Source organism: Fibrobacter sp. UBA4309 (assembly GCF_002395745.1).
In the GTDB taxonomy this organism is placed as follows: Bacteria; Fibrobacterota; Fibrobacteria; order Fibrobacterales; family Fibrobacteraceae; genus Fibrobacter.
In genome coordinates this window covers 13,816-37,083 of sequence record NZ_DGUN01000025.1, presented here as the reverse complement: position 1 = coordinate 37,083, position 23,268 = coordinate 13,816, and the positions used below count along the sequence as shown (strand labels likewise).

Below are 23,268 nucleotides of genomic sequence, written 5' to 3'. Positions count from 1 at the left end.
TCGTGCATCACGGGGATGTCGAGTTCGGCCTTGAGCGTGTCTTCGATTTCGAAGCATTCCGGGGCCTTGATGTCTTCGAGGTTGATGCCGCCGAACGTCGGAGCGATTCCCTTCACGATCTCGATGAACTTTTTCGGGTCTTTCTCGTTGATTTCGATATCGAAAACGTCAATGCCCGCGTAAATCTTGAAGAGCAGTGCTTTGCCTTCCATTACGGGCTTTCCCGCCAGCGCTCCAATATCACCAAGGCCAAGCACTGCGGTACCGTTGGAAATCACGGCCACCAGGTTTCCCTTGCCGGTGTATTCGTAAGCGAGATTGTTATCCTTTTCGATTTCCAAACAGGGGGCGGCCACGCCCGGAGTGTAGGCAAGTCCCAAGTCCGTCTGCGTGCTGTGCGGCTTGGTCGGCACGATTTCGATCTTGCCGGGCTTGCCCATGGAATGGTATTCGAGAGCCAGTTCTTTCAAATCCTTGCTCATTTTCTCTCCTTGTCTTTTTCGGGCGCCAAATATAGCACAAGGCGAGTGCAGCGCCATTACTAGTATTGGCATTGCCAAGCCGAGCTATATGCGTTCCAGGGGAACGCAAATTTAAAAAAATTTACATCATAATAAAAGGGTCTTTTTTTTAGTATTTTTTACCGAAATGACGCTCAAACAGTTCACTTTCAACCCATTCGGAGTCAACGGGTTCGTCCTGGGCAACGATTCGGGCGATGCCATCCTCATCGACCCGAGCGCCTCGAACGAGCGCGAAGAAGCGGCCCTTTCCGATTACCTCGAAAAAAGCGGCCTTTCTGTCAAAAGGCTCCTGAACACGCACCTGCACCTGGATCACGTGCTGGGGAACGCCTTTGCGGCCCGCACGTACGGAGTCGCCCCGGAAGCCCACGAAGAAGATGCCTTCCTGTTGGACCTGCAAGAAGAACAGAGCCAGATGTTCGGGCTTCCGCTGCGCGAGCCTTCGCCCGCGCTCGGCAACTACCTTGCCGAAGGCGACACCGTCGAAATCCCGGGAATCAGGCTGCAGGTCATCCATGTGGCAGGACACTCCCCCGGCGGGCTCGCGTTCTACTGCGAAAAGCCGGGAACCGTGAACGGCCAAGAAGACGTTCCGCCGCTCCTGTTCGCAGGCGATATCCTTTTTGCGGGGAGCCGTGGCCGCAGCGACCTTTTCGGTGGCGACGAAGAAGCGCTCGTCTCGGGAATCAAGAGCAAGTTGTTGACCCTGCCGGGAGAAACCGTCGTGTTCCCCGGCCACGGACCCATGACGACCATTGCCAGCGAGAAGCGGTGGTACTAGGATATGGGCGGCAGCAGCGCAAGAATCGGCTGGATTGACGAATTCAAGGGATTCGTTCTTTTGCTCGTTTGCCTCTATCACGTGGAGCAGTCCTTCCCACAGGCAGCCATGGGAACGCTACACCTGAGCGCGCTTCGCATGTCGGCCTTCTTCTTTATTTCGGGCATGCTGTTCAGCACGCGTCGCTTCAGCAACTTCAAGAATTACTTTGTACACAAAACACGCGTTTTGCTTGTTCCCTACATCCTGCTTTCGCTGTTGTTCCTTGCGCTCGACCCGGTCGTCTACAACTTTGACCTATTCCCGAAAGCGCCGCGCATGACCATCATGAACATCCGCCCCGAAATTGCGACTACCTGGGATTACCTCTACTGGAACCTCGCGAAAATCTTCGTGGCGGGCAAGTCCTCTATCGGCTCGGGGCCGCTATGGTTCGTATTCACGCTGTATTCCGTGAGCCTGCTGTTTTACGCGGTGCAAAAGGTCGCATGCATTTTTGCAAAGTTATTGAAGAAACCCTCGCCGGTAGTCGCAGGAATAGCTGTCGCAAGCCTTGCCTGCGGGTGGCTTATGTACAAAAACCACATCCGCCTTCCGCTCGGGATAGAGCGTGACCTGACGGTGCTCTTTTTCTTCGCCTGCGGGTGGATTTGCAAGGCCCCGATTCGCGACAAGCTCTGCAACTGGGGCAAGCGGGGCATCCCCTGGAGCCTGGTCGCAGCCACGTCCGTCACGGCGTTCGTCCTCTATGCGGCCTCGGAAATCCCCGACCCGAATTTCAGCATCATGAACAACGACCTCGGCAAGAGCCTGCCGATATTCGTCGCGAGTTCCGCCTTCGGCATCACGGGCCTTGTCACCGCTTTTGTCGCCATGGACAAAATCCCGGACATCCCGCCCATCCGCATCGCAAAGGGAATCCTCCGGAACATCTCGAGGAATGCTCTCGTGATTCTCGCCGTCCACTGGTATATCTTGCTCGTGATGCGCCTGCTGTGCAGGGATTCCTTCAACAAGCCGGGCATAGCTTACCTTTCGATAGGCGTCGTCGCCGCAGGCGTCATCGCCGCCATCCCGCTATTTCGTTGCAAGCTGTATAGATTGCTCGGCAAGGAACGCGTGAGCGTCCGCGAAAGCCTGAGCATCAAGTAGCCTCCCCCGATCAGAGGTAGCTCTTGTTCATCCGCGGGACTTCTACATGTTCCTGCTTTTTCGGAACATAGATCTTGATAGCGTAAACGTTCTGTTCCGTCTCGGCCACGATATCGCCTTCCTGCAGTTCCTCGTCCACCTCGATTTCCACCTCCACGCCATCACGGGCGATACAGCGGATCGAATGCGCATTCAGCTCTTCGCGCAGGAGCGGCACGTCGACAACCTTCTTGTAGGTGCCGTGATGAGTCGTCCCTAGAATCCTGTTGCAAAACATTATATTCCCTCGATACGTGGTCAGCCTCCCAAATCTAGGTATTTAAGCGCTTTTCCATGTTTGAAATACCTATTTTATGGGTACGAAACGATCGAGCTTTAAATCTTCCCGGTTTAAGCTATATTTCAGGCATAAAAGAAAGGTTTCAAATGTTACTGTCCATCGTCATTCCCGTATATAATTCCGAAAAGTATGTGCGGCATACGTTGCAGAGCATTTTCGACCAAGAATTTGACCGCGCAAACCTGGAAGTCATTGTCGTAAATGACGGCACGACCGACAACTCGATGAACATCGTCCGGGAATTCGCAAGCCGTGAAGCCTGCATCAAGATAATCGAGCAGCAAAACCAAGGGCTGAGCGCCGCACGGAACAAGGGCACCGCCGCCGCCACCGGGAAGTACATCTGGTTTGTCGATAGCGACGACTGGATTGAAGAAGGCTTCCTCGGAAAAGTCTTTCCCCTGCTCGACAAGGCCGACGAAGACGTTTTTCTGTTTCGCATTCGCGAGTACCGCGAATCCGACGGCAAAAAAATCCTGGAACGCAAGTTGCCGCACGAAACCGCCCACAAGACGGACCTGCAGGAACTGCTACAGACCCGGACCGATTTTTCGCCTGTCCAGCTGTTCATTATCCGCAAGGAGTTCGTGGACCGCAACCATCTGACTTTCGTAAACGGGATTATCCACGAAGACATGGAATATGCGCCCAGGATGTTGATCCTGGCCAAGTCAATAAAGTCGGTCCCGTGGATCCACTACAACTACCTGCGCCGCGATACCGGCAGCCTTACCAGCAACCCGTCCAACCGCCAAAAACGCATCGACAGCCTGTTCCAAATAATCGACCTGCACCGGGAACTGGAAAAAAACATCACGGACAAGAGGAACCTGCGCGCCATGCAGACCGTAAGGTTCTGGCTTTACCGGAAGCTGTTCAATTTCATCAGTTTCGACGAATTTATGGAAATACGCGGCGAGTTCCACAAGCGCTCCGCCGAAATGAAGGCCCTTGTCCGCAAGCACCTGTTCTTCAGGCCGACTTCCTTGATGGTAATCCGTCGGCTAATTTTCCTTTTTTCGCCCAAATTCCTTAAAAAATTGAACAAAATCATCTAGAAATCCGTACACGGATGTATACAAAGTGGTTTCGCCTGAAAACACTTTTTGTATTCCCAAAAGGCAAGATTTCCTCGCACGAATCTAGTTTTAGAACAACAAGAGGAACTTACCATGACTTTCAAGAACTTCTTCCTTGCGACAGCCTGTGCGACAAGCACCCTTTTCGCAGCAACGGTTTTCCAGAACCAGGTCGGATTCCTGACCGGCGGCCTCAAGCAAATTGCCGTTCTAGACGCCGCCGGCAAGGACGTCGTCTTCAAGGATTCCGCAGGAACCGAAGTGCTTTCCGTAAAAGCCCCGGAAGCACAGCCTTGGGAACCGGCCGGGAAAAGCGCTTCGCTCGTAGATTTCAGCGAACTGAACACCCCCGGTACATATACGATTTTCGTTAACGGCGAAGAAGCCGGGCATCCGGTCGTCGTTTCGGACAATGCCTACGAAGGCGTCACCAAGGGTTCCCTGAAGTTCTTCTACTTCCAAAGAGCGTCAACCGCCCTCGAAGAAGAATACGCAGGAATCTACGCCCGTGCAGCTGGCCACCCGGACACGGCCGTCAGGTATCACGCCTCCACAGGGCATACGACAAGCGTCGATTCCACCTTCAACGGTTCCAAGGGCTGGTATGACGCCGGAGACTACGGCAAGTATGTCGTGAACTCGGGCATTACCACCTATACCCTCCTGCAGCTTTACCAGCAGAACAAAGCCTATTTCGACACGCTCAACCTGAACATTCCCGAAAGCAAGAACGAAATTCCCGATATTCTCGACGAGATCCGCTGGAACCTGGACTGGATGCTTTCGATGCAGGATGCCGACGGTGGCGTATTCCACAAGCTCACCACCAAGCAGTTCGCCGGCATGGTCATGCCCGAAAAGGCGACCGCAGCAAGGTTCGCCATCGGCAAGGGTATCGAAGCCAGCTGGAACTTTGCCGCCGTCTTGGCTCTTGCCGCAGACATCTACACTCCCTTCGACAAGGATTTCGCCAACACCTGCGCCAAGGCAGCCGTAAAAGCCCGTTGGTGGGCTTACACGCACCCAACCGCCATATACGAACAACCGAAAGACGTCGGTACGGGTTCCTATACGGACGCCATCGGCTGGACACTCAAACTCTGGGGCAATGCCGAACTTTTCCGCATCACCGGCGACAAGGTCTTTACCGATTCCATCCATACGCTCAAGATTAACCGCAAAAAAGCTACGCTGCAAAGCTGGTCCAACAGCCTGATGCTCGAAGCCTTCACCATCGCCACCAACCCCGAGATATTCGAAGCCGCCGACGTCGATTCCGCCAAGGCAATGATTTTCACCTTGGCAGACAACTACATCGCCTCCCTCGAGAACAACGGTTTCGGCGTCGCCATGACCAACAACGACTTCTACTGGGGTTCGAACAGCATCGCGGCCAACAAGGGCATGGTACTCATCCACGCCTACATCCTCACCAAAGAAGACAAGTATCTCCAGGCGGCCATCGGCCTCGTGGACTACATGCTGGGCCGTAACCCGCTCGACAAGTCTTACCTGACCGGCTATGGCGTCAACCCCGTCATGAGCCCGCACCACCGCATAAGCCAGGCCGACGGCATCGAAGCGCCGGTTCCCGGCATGCTTTCCGGTGGCCCGAACGCAAGCGCCAACGACGCCGGCACCTGCAGGCAGGACTACGCCAAGGGCAAGCCCCCTGCAGAAGCCTACTACGACAACAGCTGCAGCTTTGCAAGCAACGAAGTCGCCATTAACTGGAACGCACCGTTTGCCTACGTAGTCGGAAGCATCCAGGCGATTCTCGCCACGGGCAAGGCCTACGACATGTCTTCCAAAAGCAAGGCGACCTACACCGACCTGGAATCCATCCCGGCCAAGAAAACGATCTTCAAGCCCGTCAGTGCACGCAACAGGCTCGTGGTCAAGGGCAACAGCCTCCGCCTCGAAATGACCGGTATGGACGGCACCAAGAAATATTACGACCTGCGCGGAAAGAAACTCCGCTAGGCGAAAGCGAATCCCCAAAATACCAACCCCTTAAGCGGTTCCTGAACGGGAGCCGCTTTCGGTTTTTAGCGCAAAAGGAAATCTAGCCGTAAATCTAGGGAATCGTGCGGATTAGCATTCTCGAGCAGCCGCACTGTCTTGCCCGCGAACCGTTCCGCAACGCATTCGCCGCGCTGGTTCTCGATTCGCCTGAGGGCGTCACCACGATCCATACCGCGGTTTACCAGGCGTTCCAGGCGCACAGCCTCGGGGGCGTCCACAATCCAGATTTCGTCGAGCAGGGCGACGATTCCGGGAGCTCGCGAAAGGAGGGCCGCCTCGACGAACCGGATGCTTTGGGGATTTTCACCGTCGCGCACTGGCGCTTCCAAAAAGCCCTTCACGTACCGCGTCAGGTGCGGGTACACGATGGATTCCAGGCGTTCACGGGCAGCATCATCCGAGAATATCTTGCGAATAAAGTAATCACGGTTCACGCCGTCGGTCGTAAGGCATTCTTCGCCAAAATTTTCGGTAAGTTCACCGCGGAGGGTAGCGTTTTCGCGGTAAAGCGCATGTACGGCAATATCCGCGTCAAGCACACGGAAACCGCGACTGCGCAGGAGCGAGCCCACGAAGGACTTGCCCGCACCAATACTTCCCGTGACGCCTACCTTTTTCATGGTTTTTATTATAGCAAATTATCCCTTGCCGAGCGAAATCAAGCAGAGCCCGATGACCACGCCCAGCAGCGCCAAGAACTTGAGCTTGCTCTTGCGCTCGCGGAAAATGACGATACCCGCCAAAAAACTGATGAACACGCTCGAACGGCGAAGCACCGTGATAATCGAGATGAGCGCGTCGGGGTTTCCCACCGCCAAAAAGTAACAGCGGTCCGCGATAATGAGCAGCGCAGCCACCGCGAAAAAGCTCCAGCGGAACTGGAACGGAGTCGTCTTCTTCCGCGTCGGGTACCACGTGACCGCGGTCGTGATGAACTGCACCGCGAGCATGTAGATGCTGAACCACACCTGCACCGTCAGGGGCTCGAAGTTCATCCGCTGCAAAATAAACTTGTCGTATATGCCGCTACAGCTCGCAAGGATGGTCCCCACGAGCATCGACACCACCCAGCCGTTGCTGAAAAAGTGGCCCATCTCCTTGCGGCCCGCCATGCTAAGCCCGATGTACGAGCACACGCAGATGGCTATGCCCACCCACTGCAGCGCGAACGGGCGTTCCCCCATGAACCCCACCGCAATCATGATGGTAAACAGCGGTGCAAGTGCGCGGATAGTCGTGGAAATAGAAAGCGGCATGTGCGCGATGGCATTGTAGGTAAAAAGCCAGCTCAGGCCCACAATCACCGCCTTGACCATCAGCAACAGGTGGTCGTGCAGAGCAAGCGGCTCGCAATGTCCCGTCAAGAGCACGGGGAGCATCAGGAGCGCGTAAAAGGCACTGCAGAGCAACAGAACCGGACGGACAGCATTATCCTGTACCGACTTTTTCTTGGCCAGGTCGTAAAAACCGAGAAAAACCGCCGAAGCGAAAGCTAGAATCAACCATGACATAGCGCGCCAAATTTAGAAAAATGGCTTGCCAAAACTTACGACAATACTATTTTTCTGTGAAACAACAATCAACAAAGGACCATACCATGGGAATCAAAGGTAAAGCATCGTCCCTTCTCGAAGAGTTCAAGGCCTTCGCGTTCAAGGGCAACATCGTCGACATGGCCATCGGTGTTATCATCGGTGGTGCATTCGGTAAAATCGTCACCTCCTTCGTGAACGACATCGTTATGCCGAGCGTCACGGCCATCATCGCCATGGGCGGTGGCAAGGACGCCGGCGAAGGCCTCAAGGCGCTAGCCTTCACGACCGCCGAAGGCGTGACCATCCCCTACGGCAGCTTCATCGGCGGCATCGTCGACTTCCTCATCGTGGCCATCGTGGTGTTCATCGTGATGAAGAAATTCCTCGGTTTCATGCAGAACATGCGCAAGGCCGAAGAAGCAGCCCCGGCAGCACCTCCGGCTCCTCCTGAACCGAGCGCCGAAGAAAAGCTCCTCACCGAAATCCGCGACCTGCTGAAGAAGTGATGCGCCCGGGCTAGTTACTAGTTAATAGTTTCTAGAGACAAAAGCATTTAAAGGACCGCCTTAACAGGCGGCCTTTTTCCTACACTGTCAAGGCAGCCGTAGTCATGAACCCTAACCACTGATTACTAACCACTCTAATGACAGGCCAAGGATGACGTCCAAGTTCTAAGCTCTAAGTTCTATCGCCGCATCCGCCTTGAACGGCAGTTCCTCGAACTGAGGCGTCGCGATAATCACCTGGCAAGCTTTTTCCCGGATGAGAGATGCCACCGACTCGCGGCGGTTCACGTCCAGCTCCGCGAAGATATCGTCGAGCAACAGGATGGGCTTGCACAGGTAACGGCTGGCCACATCGACAGCGGCAAACCGCATCGCCACGGCGGCGCAGCGGCATTGCCCTTGCGAACCAGAAGAACGCATCTCGCTCCCGCCGATACATACACCAAGATCATCGCGGTGCGGGCCGGCAAGAGTCCCGCCAAAAGATTTCTCCGCCAGTTCAAGGCCAGCAAGCTTTCGTGAAAAGGCGACACGCAGGGATTCCTCGTCAACAGGACCATCCTCGTCTTCCGCAGTTTCGTAAGGCGACTGCCTGTCGGTATCCATCGCCACCTTGTCCAAGTCTTCATCGCCCAGGAATTCCGCTCCATCGAGCGCATCCAGTTCCTTGAGGATAGAACTCTTGTAGGCGCACGTTATCTCGTCGACACCGCCCGAGAGCTTCCGGTAATACCCCGTAACGACTTCGGAGATTTCCCTGGATAGAGCTAGACGCGCCGCCCACAGCTTCGCACCCAATTCTACCAGCTGGTCCGTAAGGATGCGGAACATCTCGTCGCCACCGACGGCACCGTCATTATGCTTGTAATCGCGAAGCCACTTGTTCCTCTGCTGGAGCACGCGCCTGTAACGGCGCAACACGGACGTATTCGCAGCAGACTTGAAACAGAGGATTTCGTCGAGCCAGCTCCGCCGTACTTCCGGGGCGCCACGCAACAGTTCTATATCCGAAGGTTGCATCACCACGGCAGGCATCTTTCCGAACAGGGAGGCCGGAGACTTCAGGGACACCCCGTTCTCGCGAATTTCGGCACTCCGACGTCCGATACGGACTGCGCGGTTCACGCCCGTAGCCAGCCGTTCGTCCACGAACTCGCCACGAACCAGGAATTCATCACCCTTCCAGGCAATCATTTCCTTTAGGTCGCGGGCACGGAAAGAGAATCCCTGCGAAAGCAAGTGGACCGATTCCAACAGGGACGTCTTTCCGCAGCCGTTCGCACCATGGACCACGGTTATTCCCGGTCCAAAGTCGCATTCAAACGCGGACAGGCAGCGAACCCCGTCGATAAAGATATTTGAAATCACGGAATGTAGCCCCGCAGGCCGAAACTGAGCGGGTTCCACAAATCCGCTTCGGATTCATACGTCAAAGCGTAGTTCACGTCGAACAAGTACTTTTTCTTGCCAATGCGCACACGGAACTTGTATCCCAGGCCGAGCATGGCATCGAGATCATCCATTCCTATGCGGACTGTCCCATCGGGAATCACTTCGCATTCAAAACCGACACGGCCGGTCCACACGTGCAGTTGCGGGTCGAACGCCAGGAGCGTATCCGCCACCTGGTAGTCTATGGCCTCCATCCAGGCATACACGGGTTTGCCCATGATGTTCGAGCGGTAACCGAGGCCCACCTGCAGAATTTTCGGGCGCACGCCTTCCGTTGACACCACGGAATTGTCCGTGCTGGTATTCTTGCTCCAGCGGGCCGAAAGGTTCTTGCTAAAACTGACATTCCTGATGACCACGGAACTGCTCCAATTCTTGTTCCACTGTCTAAGCCAGCTCAAATTCAACGTTACCGGACTCATATAGCCATCCACCAACTCAATGTTGTCGTAATATTCGGCAACATCCATGTTGTCGTAGCTCATGGAGAACGAAAGGCCGAACGCATCACGGCGCGTTGCGCGGTACGCAAAACCAAGATAGAGCATCGAGAAGAACGGCGATGCCGTGCCGAGCGTCTGATCGTCTTCGTCAATCACGTCAAAATCGAGGTCACCGCGATAGAGCATGGCAAAGCCCACGCCCATTCGCTTGCCCACGGGAGTTTCAAGCCCAAGCGAACCGCCCATGCGGTCCAAGTCACGGCGTTCCGCATTCAGCGTATACGAGAAATGTTCCCGGAAACCGAGAATGGCCGGATTCCAGTACGCCGCCGGCATGCTCGCCGTATCGGCCGAACCCGTGTTGCCTCGGCCAAGTTCGCGCGTACCCGCGCCCATGCGTTCCACAAATCCGTCAAAGCCGCCCAGGGAAGCCTTTTTGCTGGCGACGCCCGCCATGGCAAGGCCCGTCAGTGAAAGCGAGAGAATCATGACCAGGGATTTTTTCATCTCTTATTCCCTCCCAATGTCATGACCTTGCCCCAGCCTACGTGGCCGTGGTTGTCTTTCACGCGCACATAATAGACGCCCATGGTACAGGGTCTACCCTGGTCATCCTTGCCGTCCCAAAAATCTTCCTTGGCATTGGTACTGCGCGAGGCGTCTGCCGAGCGCGGCGCAGACTTCACAATCCGGCGGACCTTCTTCATATCGTAACTGAAGACCTCGATGGTAATTTTCGCATCCTTCGCCACCTTGTACGAAACAAGGGATTCGCTACCGGCGACAATCACCGACGGGACCATCCTGATGGATCCAAGGTTGTCACTCAGCTTGGCTCGGTTCAGAATCGGAGTCCAGGTCTTGCCCGTATCGGCAGAAACGGATATCCCGTTTCCGTACGTGGAGATAGCAAGTCCAGCAATCCCTCCCGGCATCGAGAATTCCGTCATCGACGTGATGATTACGTCGCGGTCCGTGACGCCCATGTTGAACCCGTAGAGCCAGGCACTGCCGTCATCGCCTTCGTAGGCACGGACTCCAAGCGAATCCAGCTTCAAGAAGCCGCTCACGGACGCATCCACGGCACGGACGCACACAAAAGCTTCGCTGCCCACAAAGACAACGTTGTTTATGGTATAGTCCGCATTATCATAAACGTTTTTCTTTACAACCTTTTTCGCCGTATCCAGGAAATCGACTTTCTCAAAATCCTTCGCGGCCCCGTATTGACGGAACAGGTTGCCCTTCACGGATTCCTTGACACGGGCCGAAGTTTCCACGACAACCTGCAGGGGATCGCCACCCATCCACACGCCCGTCACGCGCATCGTATCGAGCAGTTTCGAAGCGCTACGGACAGAACCGTCGTCTCCGTAAATCCAGAGCCCCTTGGCCGTAGCGAACCAGAGTTCTTTCGTTTTCGGATGAACGGCCACATCGAAAACCGCCGTATATTTTTTCAGGTCTTCCGAAGAAGAACTCTTCAACGGAACAAGCGTCTTTTTCCCGGAATCAAAGACGAAGAAACTTTCCTTGGGACTGTTCGTCCCTTTCGATATGTCATAAGAAATCAACCCGGAAACTCCGCCCGCCATCCACAGCACCGACTTCGAGGAATCGTAAGCGAAGCCGCTGACAGCGTAGTCCATGGCCGTATCAATATCGGCGACGGATTCCGGCAAGTTTTCAAACGGGGTATCGTAGATACTCCTGCCGTCCAGCCTACGGACAGAAAAGAATCCTTCGGGTATCCGGAAACGGTTTTCGTCGTCTTCTCCGAATCGGGGAAGCACAAGTCCAAGGTTTCCCGCAATCACGGCCGGCGTACGGCGGCGTTCGGCAAGGGCGTCCGTAAAAATTCCGTCCTGGACAGCCGTTTTTTCCGTTGCAAGGACTTCTTGCTTGGAGCTCACGACCTGCACGGCGCCGCCATTGCCTTCCTTCAGATTCAAGAGAGTCATGCCACTGGCAACATCGCCACGGCTGAGCACCCACAGGGAGCCTTCGGTCGGTCCCGGAGCGACAGAAAAAGCCGAGTTACTGAACAGCATCTCCGTCGCGGCTAAAGCCGAGACGGCAAGACTGGCCACCAACATTCCAAATCTATTCAACACCACAACTACCTCATGTCGATTTCGTCGACGCCTTTGATGGCCTTGTACCGGAAATCATCGTCGTTAACTTTCTTCACGACCTTCAAGTTCACTATGTTGTACCAGGACGCATTGCCGGCAGGATCCACCGTGAAAAGGCGTACGGGCGAGAAATCCTGCTTGCTAAGCCAGACTTCCATCTTGGTAAACTGCCCGGCATACTTGGCCGGGTTCAAAGTCAGCACCCAGAGTTTCTTTCCGGAAAAATCCCCCTCACCTATCTTTTCGGCCTTGCAGTTCAGGTACTTGAAAAGGAGCTCGGACGGATGCAACGAACTGGAGAGGTCTTCCACATCCTTGATAAGCACTTGCTTCTGTTCCACGTTGTACTGCCACAAGCTCTTGCCGTCGCTATAGAACTTGATGCCGGCAATGTCGAGCTTGAACCTGTCTTTGTCGGCCACCAGCAAGCTGCCCTGCTGGCTTACGATATCGGGCGATTCCGCATAAAATACCTGCAACTTAAAATCGAGGCTCCAAGCGTTTGCCGACTTGAACCAGCTCTTCGATTTTTCCATGGCTTCCGACGCGGTGACCGCAAACGCCGAAGAACAGGCTATAAGCCCAAAGGCCAAAAACAAGACTACCGTTTTCGCGAATTTCATAAAACTCCAATATTATTCACAAAAATACAAAACAACGGCCCCGCGCGACATGGTTTTCCGCCAGATATATTTCTATCTTTAGTGCCGAAACTTTTTTGGAAGGATTTTATGCGCAAACTCATTTTGCCCATCGCACTCGCATCAGCATCTTTTGCCCTTGCAGCCGAAATCGAGCTTCACGGTTCCGTCAACGCCGACTACGGTAGCTATTTCGACAGCGATTTCAGCCCGATTAACGCAGCCAACCAGGACATCGACCTTGCCGCCACGGCACGCATGGACGAACACGTCTCCGTAACGGTCATGGCCAACACGCACAGTACCTATACCGACTCGAACGGCACGCACGCCTCCGAGACCCACCGTCACTACTACGCCCACAGCACGGCCATGGGCGACGAAGGCGGCCGTTTTACCGAATTCAACTTTGACGGCGTCCAGTTCCGCTGGGATGTGGCCAACGCGGTCAGCTTCGTCTTCGGCGACCTCACCTACAGTGCCGGCACGTTCAACTACTTCTTCTGGCGCGATCCGTCCCGTTATGCGGTCATCCTCCGCGAAGAAAACCTCCGCGGTGTCGGAGCCGAAGTCGGCACGGAAAAGTTCGGACACGGCAAGTTCTACATGGGCGCCTCCGAAGACAACGAGCATTCCATGGCCATGTTCGCCACCTACTCGCTTCCCATGCTGAACCATGTGGACGAACACCTCGTCCTGACCCCGAGCATCGACTGGATGTTCGGCGACGACATTGGCCGCAGCTACACCTACTCCCTGGGAACCGAGGTGGACTACTCCAAGAGTTTCGAACGCTTCAACTGGGGCATCTACGCCGTGTGGGGACTCCACCCGTACAAGGGCAAGGGCATCCACAGCTTCCTCCTGGAACCGAGCATGAACTACGCGTTCTTCAACCTCGGCTTCACCTACTTCTATGCGCTGACCAAGGAAGAATACCCCGCCCAGGAACAGATTTTCACCGAAGACCAGCTGCTCTATGCCGTCGAACCCAGTTTCAACCTGCATAAGAAGCTCACCATGGGATTCACCTACGAATACCACGATCCGGATACCGAAGTCCACGGCAACGACTACCACTTCGGCGGCCTGAACTTCTACGTGTACCCGACGATGAAGACCGAAATCGTATTCTGGTTCGGCTACAACTTCAGCGACAACATCGATACCGATTTCGCTATGGGTATCAGCGCCCAGGCGGATTTCTAAGGACCGCCTAACGGCGCTACTCCTGTGAGAATAAGGGCTCTCGACTCCATCCGCGGCCTCCTGCTCTTGCAGATGACGCTGGATCATTTCGGCAAGCCCATATCGCATTATCTTTACCAGTGCTTCGGCTTCTTCAGTGCGGCCGAAGGCTTTTTTTTCTTGTCCGGTTTTGTCGGCATGCTTGCCGCATCGAGCAAGAGCGCAAAGGACCCTACGCAGAGCTGGATGCGCTGGAGGGCGTTAAAGACATGGCGTTACCATGCGGTCACGCTCCTGTGCCTGTGCCTGGCCAGTTGCTGGTTCCTGCCCCGCGTCGCGTACCTCTTCAATTCGTTGCACCGGCATCCCCTCGCGGGTTCGCTGTGGAGCGCAGTTCTCGTGAACACACCGGAATGGTTGGACGTCCTTCCGTTGTACGTGGTATTCCTGTTGCTGGGCTCCTTCGCATTTCCACTTTTTGTAAAGGCAAGGCACAAGCGCACCGTCTTCATGCTTTGGCTACCGTCCCTGGCCGTCTGGATTGCCACGCAGTTCGGGTTGCGCGATGCCGTGAACAGCCTGTTCCCCGCATGGATTTGTCACGGGGACTTTGATCCGTTCGGGTGGCAGTTCGTCTACTTTACCGGGGCGGCCGTCTCCGCCTGGTGGAAACTCGCCCGTACGGAAGACTCCCGCACTTCCGCGCTTGCCGTGACCGCAGTCCAGAAATCCACTCCGGCACTGCTCGCCGTGCTGCTTTTCTGCTTCCTGTGGTCGCACCAGTTCATCCCGATAGAACTGCCCGCAGCAGCACTCGTTGACAAGGTCGCTGTAGGTCCACTCCGTTTCGCGAACTTCTTCGTGTTCATGCTTACCATCTGCTGGATAGTACGCACCTGGCCTTCCCTGCTCGACTTCCGGGCCACGAACGTCATGGGGCGCCATAGCCTCGACGTCTACACCGCGCACATCGTGTTCATCTACCTTTGGATGTCCACGCCCAACAGCATCCGCTACCACGCCCCCTGGAACATCCTCGTTCCTGTTGCCGCGTGCGTACTGCTATGGGCACTCGCGAAAGCCCGCGAACCGCGAGTTAAGCAGTGAAGCTTTGGGCTTTGGGCTATGGGCAGTGGGCTATGGGCAATTACCTCAAAGGCGCAACGCGCCTAAACGATACTTGGCAACTTGTTGCCCTAGTAGAGTTATGCCCTTTGAGTAGACCCCATACCCCATCCCCCAAAACAAAAAAGCCCCGGCAGGGCCGGGGATTTTACGTTCCGTAAATTCGATTACTGACCGAGATACTTGCGGCCGATACCGAATTCGTCCTTGTATTCGACGTAGTCGGGGACAAAGCCCTTGCCGTAAGAGAAGCTTACGTTCACGGAGCACTGGAACTCGTTCATGAGCTTGCCCTTGCCCTTGAAGCTCTGCTTCTTCTTCTCGATCTTTTCGTCACCCTTCTTGCCAACGAGCACTTCGGCTTCGCACCAGCCGGAATTGCCCTTGGCGAAGACTTCCTGGCCATCGGTGGAGACGAGCTTGATCTTGCTCGGGTCGAGTTCGGTATTGTTACCGGTAGAGGCCCAGAACTGGAGTTCGCCAGAGAGGGAACCCGGAGCGATCTTGATGGTCGGGAAGGCCATCACGTAGCCCCACTTGTCGATACGGCGGTTGACCGGTTCGCCGATCTGTTCGCCGAAGATGAGGAAGTAGCCACGGGTACCGACACGGCTCTTGTTCAGGGCAGCCTTCACGTCGGCATTTTCCGGAGCCATTTCAGCAAGCTTCATGAGCTGGTATTCGCAGACAACCGGGTCGGATTCGGCCTTGGCGTCAGAGAGGTTGCGGGCGACATAGGCGTTTTCGGCTTCGGTACGGATAGCCTTCACGGAGCCTTCGGCAATGTGGCGAGCCTGGGCGGTAGCGAGGGCAGTATCGATCTTGGCGAAGGCGTTGATGACGGTAGCGTAGTCGATACCTTCCTGGGCGGCCTGCTGCTTACCTACGGTAGCGAGCTTGGTCACGTATTCTTCGACCACCTCGTCCTTCTTGACTTCGGCCATGTTCACGCTGGCCTTTTCGAAATAACCGTTGATGAGGTCACTGTTCAGGTCTTTCTTGGCCTCAATTTCGGCAGCACGCACGAGAGCAAGCGTAAAGTTGTCGTAGAACTCGTCGGACATGCTGCCCTTTTTCTTGGCTTCAAGATAAGAGTTGATTGCGTTGCGGAAACGGCCTTCCTGTAAGTGTTCGTCGCCGCGCTTTTCGTTCGTGCCCTTGCAGCCGGTCAGAGCGAAAGTGACGCTCATAGCCAACGCTGCCAAAAAGAATTTCTTCATTTTTCAATTCCTCTAAGGTGATTTTTCTAGAAAAAGGCCCATTTCCCCCATCCAGGAGCGAACCAGGTCTACCATAACATAATTTAAATAAATAAATTTGTTATTACTTGCATTTGATGTAAATTTTTTTTTGAGTAAGAGGGGATAATGGATATCTTGGTCGTCAGCCCTGAAGCTGGCAACTGGGCGACGCCCAGTCCGCTAGCGACAGCAGTCAACCGAATGACGGATGCGTTCAGCAGGGCCGGTGCCAATGTCATAACCTGTTCCCCGTTCTACAAGCATCACCTGATGCACCTAGAGAGCTACTCCTGCATCTACGAAGGCATAGAGAAACTGCACGGGAAACCTTTCGAGATCTGGAAATCCAACTCGGACCCGCTGCACACCTACATTTTCAACGAAGAATACTTCGGTAGGCCCCATGTGTACGGGCCTCCCCACAGCATTCCCTATAGCGACAACCACCTCCGGTTCGCCTTCCTCGCGTCGGCAGCAATGAGCTACGCCATTTCGACCGGGCTCCAGTTCAACGCTATCCTGGGCCACGAATGGGGCGGAGCCCTCGCCGGTGCATTGACGCAGACCGTGTACAAGGACTCCCTCGGCAACGTGCCGTTCTTCTTCACGGTACACAACATTACCTACGATTTCCACGTAGGCGCAAGCGAAATTGAAAAGATCGGCCTCCCGCGGGCCGACTACAACATGGACGGCTACGAATTCTGGGGCAAGGTCAGCCTGCTGAAGGCCGGCATCTGCTATGCCCGCAAAGTGCTATTCCCGTCGCCCGGCTACCGCGACGCCATGATCAACACGAACTTGTCAGGAGGCCTCAGCGGATTCCTGAGCCACAACGCAGACAAACTAATCGGCGTACAGTTCGGCGTAAGCTACAAGGTTTGGGATTTCAACGAGCAAGACAAGCTTCCCATCAAGGAGGCCAAGCACAGGGCAAAGCAGGCTCTCGCCAAAACGCTCGGTGCGGACTTCGACGGCAAGTTGGTCCTGTATGTCCATCTGGACAACGAATCCGGCAACACCTCCGAAACGCTCGCCACGGTGCTTTCCGACATCACGAAGCTCGATGTGTTCATGGTCCTGGGCATGACGCCCGAATACCCCGAATGGAACTATTTCCAGGACGTCTCGAAGCAATACCCGGACACCATGCGCGTATTGGAACTGGACGCCAATTTCGAAAGCATCTACAAGCTGCGCGGCGCTCTCGCCGGTTCCGACGTACTGTTCGCAGCCAACCTCCGCGAGCCGTCTTCTTCTATTATCCTCAAGGCACTCGCCTGCGGCACACTGCCCCTTACCGGATTCAACGTCGGTGTAGCGAGTTCCCTGGACGACTACACTCCGGAGAACGCCGGCGTTGCGAACGCGTTCCTCGTCGAAGACGCAAATGCGCCTCACCAGATGATCCGCAGACTCAAGGACGCCCTGCACGTGTACAAGACTGAAGTCGCGGACTGGGACAAGGCCGTCGTGAACGCTTACAGCGGATTCCACTACGAATGGGATCGCACAATCGCAAAATATTTGCTAATATTGGGCGAGTCGGGGCTTTAGCTCAATTGGTTAGAGCAGCGGACTCATAACCCGCGGGTTCCCGGTTCAAGTCCGGGAGGCCCCACGAAAACCCCGCAACTTCAACGGTTGCGGGGTTTTGCTTTACAAAAAGATCCCCGACCAGTAGCCGAGGACCTTTTTAATTTATTTGCAAAAACGTCAATTACACGTCCACGACTTCAGTCCAGCCGAACGGGTCTTCCGCTTCGCCGAACTGGATAGCAGTGTACTTCGTGAAGAGTTCCGTGCAGACAGGGCCCGGATTCTTGCCGTCACCGTAGGTGAATTCCTTGCCGGCAACCGGATCCACAATCTTCTTGATCGGGGTAATCACGGCGGCGGTACCGCATTCGGCAGTTTCGCTGAATTCAGCGAGTTCTTCGAACGGGACCTGGCGGCGTTCCACGGTGTAGCCGAGGTATTCAGCAAGCTGCTGCAGGCTCTTGTTCGTAATCGACGGCAGAATGGATTCAGACTTCGGGGTCACGTAGGTCTTGCCCTTGATGCCGAAGAAGTTTGCCGGACCGCATTCGTCGATGTACTTCTTTTCCTTCGCGTCCAGATAAATCGTGCTGGAGTAACCGAGCTTCTTGGCCTCGGCGAGGGAGAGCAAGCTGGCAGCGTAGTTACCGCCGACCTTCACCGTACCCGTGCCCTGCGGAGCGGCGCGGTCGAAGTTGCGGCTAATCATCATGTCGACCGGCTTGAAACCGTCCTTGAAGTACGGACCCACCGGAGTCACGAACATCAACAGCAAGTATTCGTCGGAGGGCTTCACGCCGACTTCCGGGCTCGTACCGATGAGGAGCGGGCGGATGTAGAGCGTTGCACCATGACCATACGGCGGAATAAAGCGGGCGTTGGCCTTCACCACTGTGTGGACCATCTCGCGGAACAGCTCGACCGGCGGCACGGCCATGAGCACGCGGTTCGCGGTGTTCTGCATGCGCTTCGCATTCTCGTCAACGCGGAAGATACGGACCTTGCCATCCTTACCCGTGTAAGCCTTGAGGCCTTCAAATCCTTCCTGGCCGTAATGCAAGCAGGTAGCGGCCATGTGGATGCTGATGTCCTTGGAAGAAGAAAGTTCAACCTTGCCCCACTTGCCATCGCGGTAGTAGCAGCGGACATTGTAATCGGTATCGTAATAACCGAAGGGGAGCGTCTTCCAATCGACAGTGTTCAAATCAAGCATAATTTAACCTTTTTTGCAGTTTGTGCATTTTTAAAGGTATCATTCGGTACCGCACAGAAAAATACAATTATCGCAGGGATTTTGGCACGATTTATTTGTAAAAAAGGGGGGAAGAACCCCCCTCGTTCGCACTTCGTTGCTCTCTACCCCCACTGCGGGCGCTCGCCGCCCCGCAACGCCCCGGCTAATTGTCCTTCACGCAACGGACAGAATTCGCAGTGGCCTTAACACCATAACTAACGCCCCAATAGTGGTGGAGGTTGGAGTAGTTCAAGAGCATGATGTTCGCGGATTCTTTACAAATATCGTAATCATATTCAAGAATACACTCGCTGTCCCCATAGTCGTTAATGGTCTCAGTAGAACTCCAGAACATCGCGTAATTGCCCTCATCGTAGTAAACCCCACTGACTTCCCTTAAGCCAGCAGGAAATGCCGAGAAACCATAATCATCAGTACCGTTGCCGCCATCGGACCAACCACTTGCCGACATAAGCCTCATAGCCGCGGAATCTCCAACAGCGCTGACAAGATTCTCCCACTCATCTTGCGTAGGCAAATGCCAACCTTCAGGACAAATTCCTCGCACCGGATATGTCAGCGAACAATCCGCTTCTACCCCATCCCCGCCTATTCCACATCCCTTGCCGTTTGTACTCCACATGCCAACACTATCCATAGCCGCAGACCAAGTATAAAGACGACCGTATTTGGTGCAGTTAGACGGATCATTGTTATAGCACCAGCTAGTGGAATCAGAGGTGTACTCCTTAGATTCGTTATCCACAAATTTATAGGGAACACCAGTATAAGCATAATTCAGATTTTCAGCCATCCAGGTCTGCGTGCCGATGGTAACCGTCTTGTAAGTCTGCCCATCGCGTTCGTCAGTCATAGTTCCCTTAACTACAGTCGATGGTTCTACGTACCCATCACTCGACGAAGACTCCACAGAACTACTGCTGGGTTTAGTACTACTACTGGACACACTTGTCTCGCTATCGTTCGACCCTTCGACTTCGCTCAGGGTGACATTCTGCGGTGTGACGCTGGACGAAGAATCCCCACTCGGGCGCGTCGCAAAACTGCTGTCGTCGTCGCCACAAGCAACCAGCACCGCCGCCACAAAACCAATCACCAGAAAACGCATCAAAGCCATAAACGCTCCTCCAAGTAAGCACCTAAAATATACATTCAAAGCCATGATTTCTGCAGTTTTATTACAGAAAATGTACAGCGGGGTCTTAGGGGCTTCCCCCTCCCCCTTTTGCCTATGGAAAACTTGAAAACTCCCCCCAAAAAAGCTATCTTTGCGCGCGGAATTTTTAACAGGACCAAGGTCATGAGCTACAATCCTCTCGCCGAACAGGCAAACGCGGAACTCTCCGCAAACGGCTGCAATGTTCTCTCCATGCTCTCCGAAAGGGGCAAGGCTATCTTCTTCCCGCGCAAGGGCATTCTGGGCCAGGGCGCCGAAGCCAAGGGCTCCGAAATCAACGCGACTATCGGCACCGCCCTCGAAGACGACGGGAGCCCGCTCGTGCTCGACTGCGTACTCAAGAGCCTGAACCTCCCCAAGCAGGCGTTCCTGTACGCCCCGAGTTTCGGCAACCCCGACCTCCGCAAGGCCTGGAAGGAACAGATTGTCCGCAAGAACCCTAGCCTCGCCGGCAAGCAGTTCAGCAACCCGGTCGTGACCTGCGCCCTCACCCACGCCATCAGCTGCGCGGGCTACCTCTTCCTTGACCCGGGTGACGAAGTCATCATCCCCGACCTCTACTGGGACAACTACGAACTCGTGTTCGTGAACAGCTGCGGCGCGAAAATCAAGACGTTCAACACCTTCAAGGACGGCGGGTTCGATACCGAAGCCCTCAAGGCCGCCCTCGCCGAAAGCAAGAGCCAGAAGAAGGTCGTGCTCCTGAACTTCCCGAACAACCCGACCGGCTACACCGCCACCGAAAAGGAAGCCGTCGAAATCGCGAAGATCCTCACCGACTGCGCCGCCGCGGGCAACAAGGTCGTGGCCCTGCTCGACGACGCCTACTTCGGACTCGTTTACGAGGAAGGCGTGACCAAGGAATCCCTGTTCGTGAAGCTGCTCGAGGCCAACGAGAACCTGCTCGCCGTCAAGCTCGACGGCCCCACCAAGGAAGACTACGTCTGGGGCTTCCGCGTCGGGTTCATGACCTTCGGTTTCAAGGGCGCCACCGAAGCCCAGCTCAAGGCCCTCGAAGACAAGGCCGCCGGTACGGTCCGCGGCAACATCTCTAACGCCCCGAGCATCAGCCAGAAGATCCTGCTCGCCGCCTTCCAAAGCCCGGAATACCTGCAGCAGAAGCAGGAAAAGTACAACACGCTCAAGAAGCGCTTCGACATCATCAAGAACGAACTCGCCGCGCACCCGGAATACAAGGACGCCTTCGAAGCCATGCCGTGCAACAGCGGCTACTTCATGTGCATCAAGCCGAAGGGCGTGGACGCCGAGGAACTCCGCCAGAAGCTCATCAAGGACTACAGCACGGGAACCATCATGCTCTCGGGCCTTATCCGCGTCGCTTTCAGCGCCGTCCCGACCGAAAAGCTCGGCAAGCTGTTCGAAAATATTTATAATTGCATTTTGAAGATGAAATAATTGGCGGTTGAAACCCGCCCCTCCGGAGGATAAATGTCCGAAAAGGCAACACTGAACTATAATGGCAAGAGCTACGAACTCCCCGTGGTGGAAGGTTCCGAGGGCGAACACGGCCTCGACATCAGCACGCTGCGCAAGGATTCCGGGCTTGTCACGCTGGATTACGGCTACCTGAACACGGGCAGCACCAAGAGCGCCATTACGTTTGTTGACGGTGAAAAGGGCATCCTCCGCTACCGAGGCTACTCCATCGAAGATCTTGCCGAGAAGGCCACCTTCCCCGAGACCGCGTGGCTCCTGATTTACGGAGAACTCCCCACGCAGGAACAGCTCGGGCACTTCCGCACGCTCCTTACCGAGAATGCACTGTTGCACGAGAACCTGCTGCACTTCTTCCGCGAAATGCCGCCGAGTGCACACCCGATGGGCATCCTCAGTTCCATCGTGAACGCCGTGGGCCTCTTTACCCCGCGATTCTACGACGACGAAAACATCGCGAGCGCCTTCGAGCTCACGACCGCGGGCCTTATTTCCAAAATCCGCACCATCGCCGCCTTCGCCTACAAGGCAAGCATCGGCGAACCGTTCGTTTATCCGGAAGCTGAACGCAGCTACTGCAGCAACTTCCTCAACATGATGTTCAGCAGCAAGGCCCGCCCCTACCACCCGGACCCGATCATGGAACGCGCGCTCAACACGCTCCTTATCGTGCATGCCGACCACGAACAGAACTGCTCCACCTCGACCGTGCGCATGGTGGGCAGTTCGCAGGCAAACCTCTACGCGAGTATCTGTGCCGGCATTTGCGCCCTGTGGGGCCCGCTCCACGGCGGTGCGAACCAGGCCGTGCTCGAAACGCTCCTGCGCATCCAGCAGAGCGGCATGACCATCGAACAGGTGATGGACAAGGCCAAGGACAAGAAGGACCCGTTCCGCCTTTCCGGATTCGGCCACCGCGTGTACAAGAGCTACGATCCGCGCGCCAAGGTGCTCAAGAAACTCATGTACCAGGTGTTCGAGCGCGAACACGTGCACGACCCGCTCCTGGATATCGCCATCAAGCTCGAAGAAGCCGCCCTGAAGGACGACTACTTCATCGCGCGCAAGCTCTACCCGAACGTGGACTTCTACTCGGGTATCCTCTACCGCGCCATGGGCATCCCGACGAACATGCTCACCGTGATGTTCGCCATCGGGCGACTCCCCGGCTGGATTGCCCACTGGAAGGAAATGCACGACGACCCGAATTCCAAGATCAACCGTCCGCGCCAGATTTACGTAGGCCAGACGGGACGTCCCTGGATCGATAGGGATAAGCGATAAGCAAAACGAGCGGACGACAATTACTGTCGCCCGCTTTTTGTAGAAGATTTCTTACTTCACAATCAATGCCACAATTGCGGCTATCAAGCCGCCGAGTAGCAACGCGGCAATCACGACTGCGATGACCATAAACCACTTGGCGTATTTCAGGATTTTCACCATGGCGGAATTCTGGTCCTTCGTGAACTGCTGCACAGCATTCATTGTCGCGGTCACGAGGAATCCGATGTCGTCAATCCAGCCCACTACGGGGACGGCATCTGGCGCCAAGTCGATGGGCGACACAGTGTATAAAAGAGACATGATGACGAGGAAAACGGCAAGCCCCTTCTGCATAGGCGAGGCGCCGTTCAATTCCTTCACATCGTGTACTTCGGGTTCTTTATCCATA

The 23,268-nt window shown here is 55.3% G+C and carries 21 protein-coding genes, 1 tRNA gene and 1 pseudogene; 11 read left to right on the top strand and 12 right to left on the bottom strand.

The genetic code is table 11. From position 1 onward, the window contains the following. Positions 1-482, bottom strand: a pseudogene (locus B3M32_RS02520) (NADP-dependent malic enzyme); the annotation flags it as partial. A 166-nt stretch (positions 483-648) separates the two neighbouring features. On the opposite strand from B3M32_RS02520, the gene B3M32_RS02515 reads away from it, so the two are divergent. Beyond that, entirely contained in the window at positions 649-1,305 is a 657-nt protein-coding gene (locus B3M32_RS02515; protein WP_290743382.1) for an MBL fold metallo-hydrolase, read from the top strand. Positions 1,306-1,308: 3 nt separating this feature from the next. Further along, positions 1,309-2,457, top strand: coding sequence for an acyltransferase family protein (locus B3M32_RS02510; RefSeq protein ID WP_290743380.1), 1,149 nt, complete (start codon positions 1,309-1,311; stop codon positions 2,455-2,457). A 10-nt stretch (positions 2,458-2,467) separates the two neighbouring features. Here the strand turns inward: B3M32_RS02510 and B3M32_RS02505 are convergent, their stop codons facing one another. Then, entirely contained in the window at positions 2,468-2,734 is a 267-nt protein-coding gene (locus tag B3M32_RS02505; RefSeq protein WP_290743379.1) for a hypothetical protein, read from the bottom strand. Between the two features lie 149 nt (positions 2,735-2,883). Here B3M32_RS02505 and B3M32_RS02500 point away from each other — a divergent pair, with 149 nt between their 5' ends. Together B3M32_RS02500 and B3M32_RS02495 are read left to right on the top strand one after the other, a co-directional pair. Beyond that, positions 2,884-3,855, top strand: coding sequence for a glycosyltransferase family 2 protein (locus B3M32_RS02500; RefSeq protein WP_290743376.1), 972 nt, complete (start codon positions 2,884-2,886; stop codon positions 3,853-3,855). A gap of 114 nt (positions 3,856-3,969) precedes the next feature. Next, a complete protein-coding gene (locus B3M32_RS02495) occupies positions 3,970-5,859 on the top strand; it encodes a glycoside hydrolase family 9 protein (protein ID WP_290743374.1) in 1,890 nt (629 codons plus the stop codon). A gap of 65 nt (positions 5,860-5,924) precedes the next feature. On the opposite strand, the gene coaE is transcribed toward B3M32_RS02495, so the two are convergent. Then, entirely contained in the window at positions 5,925-6,521 is a 597-nt protein-coding gene (gene coaE, locus B3M32_RS02490) for a dephospho-CoA kinase (protein ID WP_290743372.1), read from the bottom strand. An 18-nt stretch (positions 6,522-6,539) separates the two neighbouring features. Next, the gene (locus tag B3M32_RS02485) at positions 6,540-7,412 is read right to left on the bottom strand and encodes a DMT family transporter (protein WP_290743370.1); all 873 of its coding nucleotides are present in this window, start codon (positions 7,410-7,412) and stop codon (positions 6,540-6,542) included. A gap of 86 nt (positions 7,413-7,498) precedes the next feature. Here B3M32_RS02485 and mscL point away from each other — a divergent pair, with 86 nt between their 5' ends. Next, on the top strand, positions 7,499-7,942 hold the full coding sequence (gene mscL / locus B3M32_RS02480; RefSeq protein ID WP_290743440.1) for a large-conductance mechanosensitive channel protein MscL: 444 nt from the start codon (positions 7,499-7,501) through the stop codon (positions 7,940-7,942). A 165-nt stretch (positions 7,943-8,107) separates the two neighbouring features. On the opposite strand, the gene recF is transcribed toward mscL, so the two are convergent. From recF to B3M32_RS02460, 4 genes are read right to left on the bottom strand one after another with little or no spacing between them, the layout of a single operon-like run. Continuing rightward, the gene (gene recF, locus B3M32_RS02475; RefSeq protein WP_290743368.1) at positions 8,108-9,310 is read right to left on the bottom strand and encodes a DNA replication/repair protein RecF; all 1,203 of its coding nucleotides are present in this window, start codon (positions 9,308-9,310) and stop codon (positions 8,108-8,110) included. Beyond that, positions 9,307-10,344: a hypothetical protein gene (locus tag B3M32_RS02470; RefSeq protein ID WP_290743366.1), complete on the bottom strand. Its 1,038-nt coding sequence runs from the start codon at positions 10,342-10,344 to the stop codon at positions 9,307-9,309. The genes recF and B3M32_RS02470 overlap by 4 nt, the downstream gene beginning before the upstream one ends. Then, complete coding sequence (locus B3M32_RS02465; protein WP_414655167.1) at positions 10,341-11,933, bottom strand: hypothetical protein; 1,593 nt, start codon at positions 11,931-11,933, stop codon at positions 10,341-10,343. The genes B3M32_RS02470 and B3M32_RS02465 overlap by 4 nt, the downstream gene beginning before the upstream one ends. 23 nt (positions 11,934-11,956) lie before the next feature. After that, positions 11,957-12,595: a LolA family protein gene (locus B3M32_RS02460; RefSeq protein ID WP_290743362.1), complete on the bottom strand. Its 639-nt coding sequence runs from the start codon at positions 12,593-12,595 to the stop codon at positions 11,957-11,959. A gap of 108 nt (positions 12,596-12,703) precedes the next feature. On the opposite strand from B3M32_RS02460, the gene B3M32_RS02455 reads away from it, so the two are divergent. Continuing rightward, positions 12,704-13,822, top strand: a complete 1,119-nt coding sequence (locus B3M32_RS02455; protein WP_290743360.1) for a hypothetical protein — start codon at positions 12,704-12,706, stop codon at positions 13,820-13,822. A 24-nt stretch (positions 13,823-13,846) separates the two neighbouring features. Beyond that, positions 13,847-14,908, top strand: a complete 1,062-nt coding sequence (gene opgC / locus B3M32_RS02450) for an OpgC domain-containing protein (RefSeq protein ID WP_290743358.1) — start codon at positions 13,847-13,849, stop codon at positions 14,906-14,908. A 185-nt stretch (positions 14,909-15,093) separates the two neighbouring features. Here opgC and B3M32_RS02445 read toward each other — a convergent pair whose 3' ends face one another. Beyond that, entirely contained in the window at positions 15,094-16,146 is a 1,053-nt protein-coding gene (locus B3M32_RS02445) for a hypothetical protein (protein ID WP_290743356.1), read from the bottom strand. 147 nt (positions 16,147-16,293) lie between these two features. Between B3M32_RS02445 and B3M32_RS02440 the strand changes: the two genes are divergently transcribed. Together B3M32_RS02440 and B3M32_RS02435 are read left to right on the top strand one after the other, a co-directional pair. Then, on the top strand, positions 16,294-17,724 hold the full coding sequence (locus B3M32_RS02440; protein WP_290743354.1) for a glycogen synthase: 1,431 nt from the start codon (positions 16,294-16,296) through the stop codon (positions 17,722-17,724). After that, positions 17,715-17,788 (top strand) — tRNA-Ile (locus B3M32_RS02435). Before B3M32_RS02440 ends, B3M32_RS02435 begins: the two co-directional genes overlap by 10 nt. A 99-nt stretch (positions 17,789-17,887) precedes the next feature. Here B3M32_RS02435 and B3M32_RS02430 read toward each other — a convergent pair. Further along, entirely contained in the window at positions 17,888-18,910 is a 1,023-nt protein-coding gene (locus B3M32_RS02430) for a branched-chain amino acid aminotransferase (RefSeq protein WP_088638563.1), read from the bottom strand. A gap of 193 nt (positions 18,911-19,103) precedes the next feature. Next, entirely contained in the window at positions 19,104-20,078 is a 975-nt protein-coding gene (locus B3M32_RS02425; RefSeq protein ID WP_290743352.1) for a fibrobacter succinogenes major paralogous domain-containing protein, read from the bottom strand. A 183-nt stretch (positions 20,079-20,261) separates the two neighbouring features. Between B3M32_RS02425 and B3M32_RS02420 the strand changes: the two genes are divergently transcribed. Together B3M32_RS02420 and B3M32_RS02415 are read left to right on the top strand one after the other, a co-directional pair. Further along, positions 20,262-21,554 carry an aminotransferase class I/II-fold pyridoxal phosphate-dependent enzyme gene (locus B3M32_RS02420; RefSeq protein WP_290743350.1) on the top strand — a complete coding sequence of 431 codons (1,293 nt, stop codon included), beginning with the start codon at positions 20,262-20,264 and terminating at the stop codon, positions 21,552-21,554. Positions 21,555-21,587: 33 nt separating this feature from the next. Further along, the gene (locus tag B3M32_RS02415; RefSeq protein ID WP_290743347.1) at positions 21,588-22,877 is read left to right on the top strand and encodes a citrate synthase; all 1,290 of its coding nucleotides are present in this window, start codon (positions 21,588-21,590) and stop codon (positions 22,875-22,877) included. 51 nt (positions 22,878-22,928) lie between these two features. On the opposite strand, the gene B3M32_RS02410 is transcribed toward B3M32_RS02415, so the two are convergent. Further along, a complete protein-coding gene (locus B3M32_RS02410) occupies positions 22,929-23,267 on the bottom strand; it encodes a DUF1232 domain-containing protein (protein ID WP_290743345.1) in 339 nt (112 codons plus the stop codon). Position 23,268: the final 1 nt, after the last annotated feature.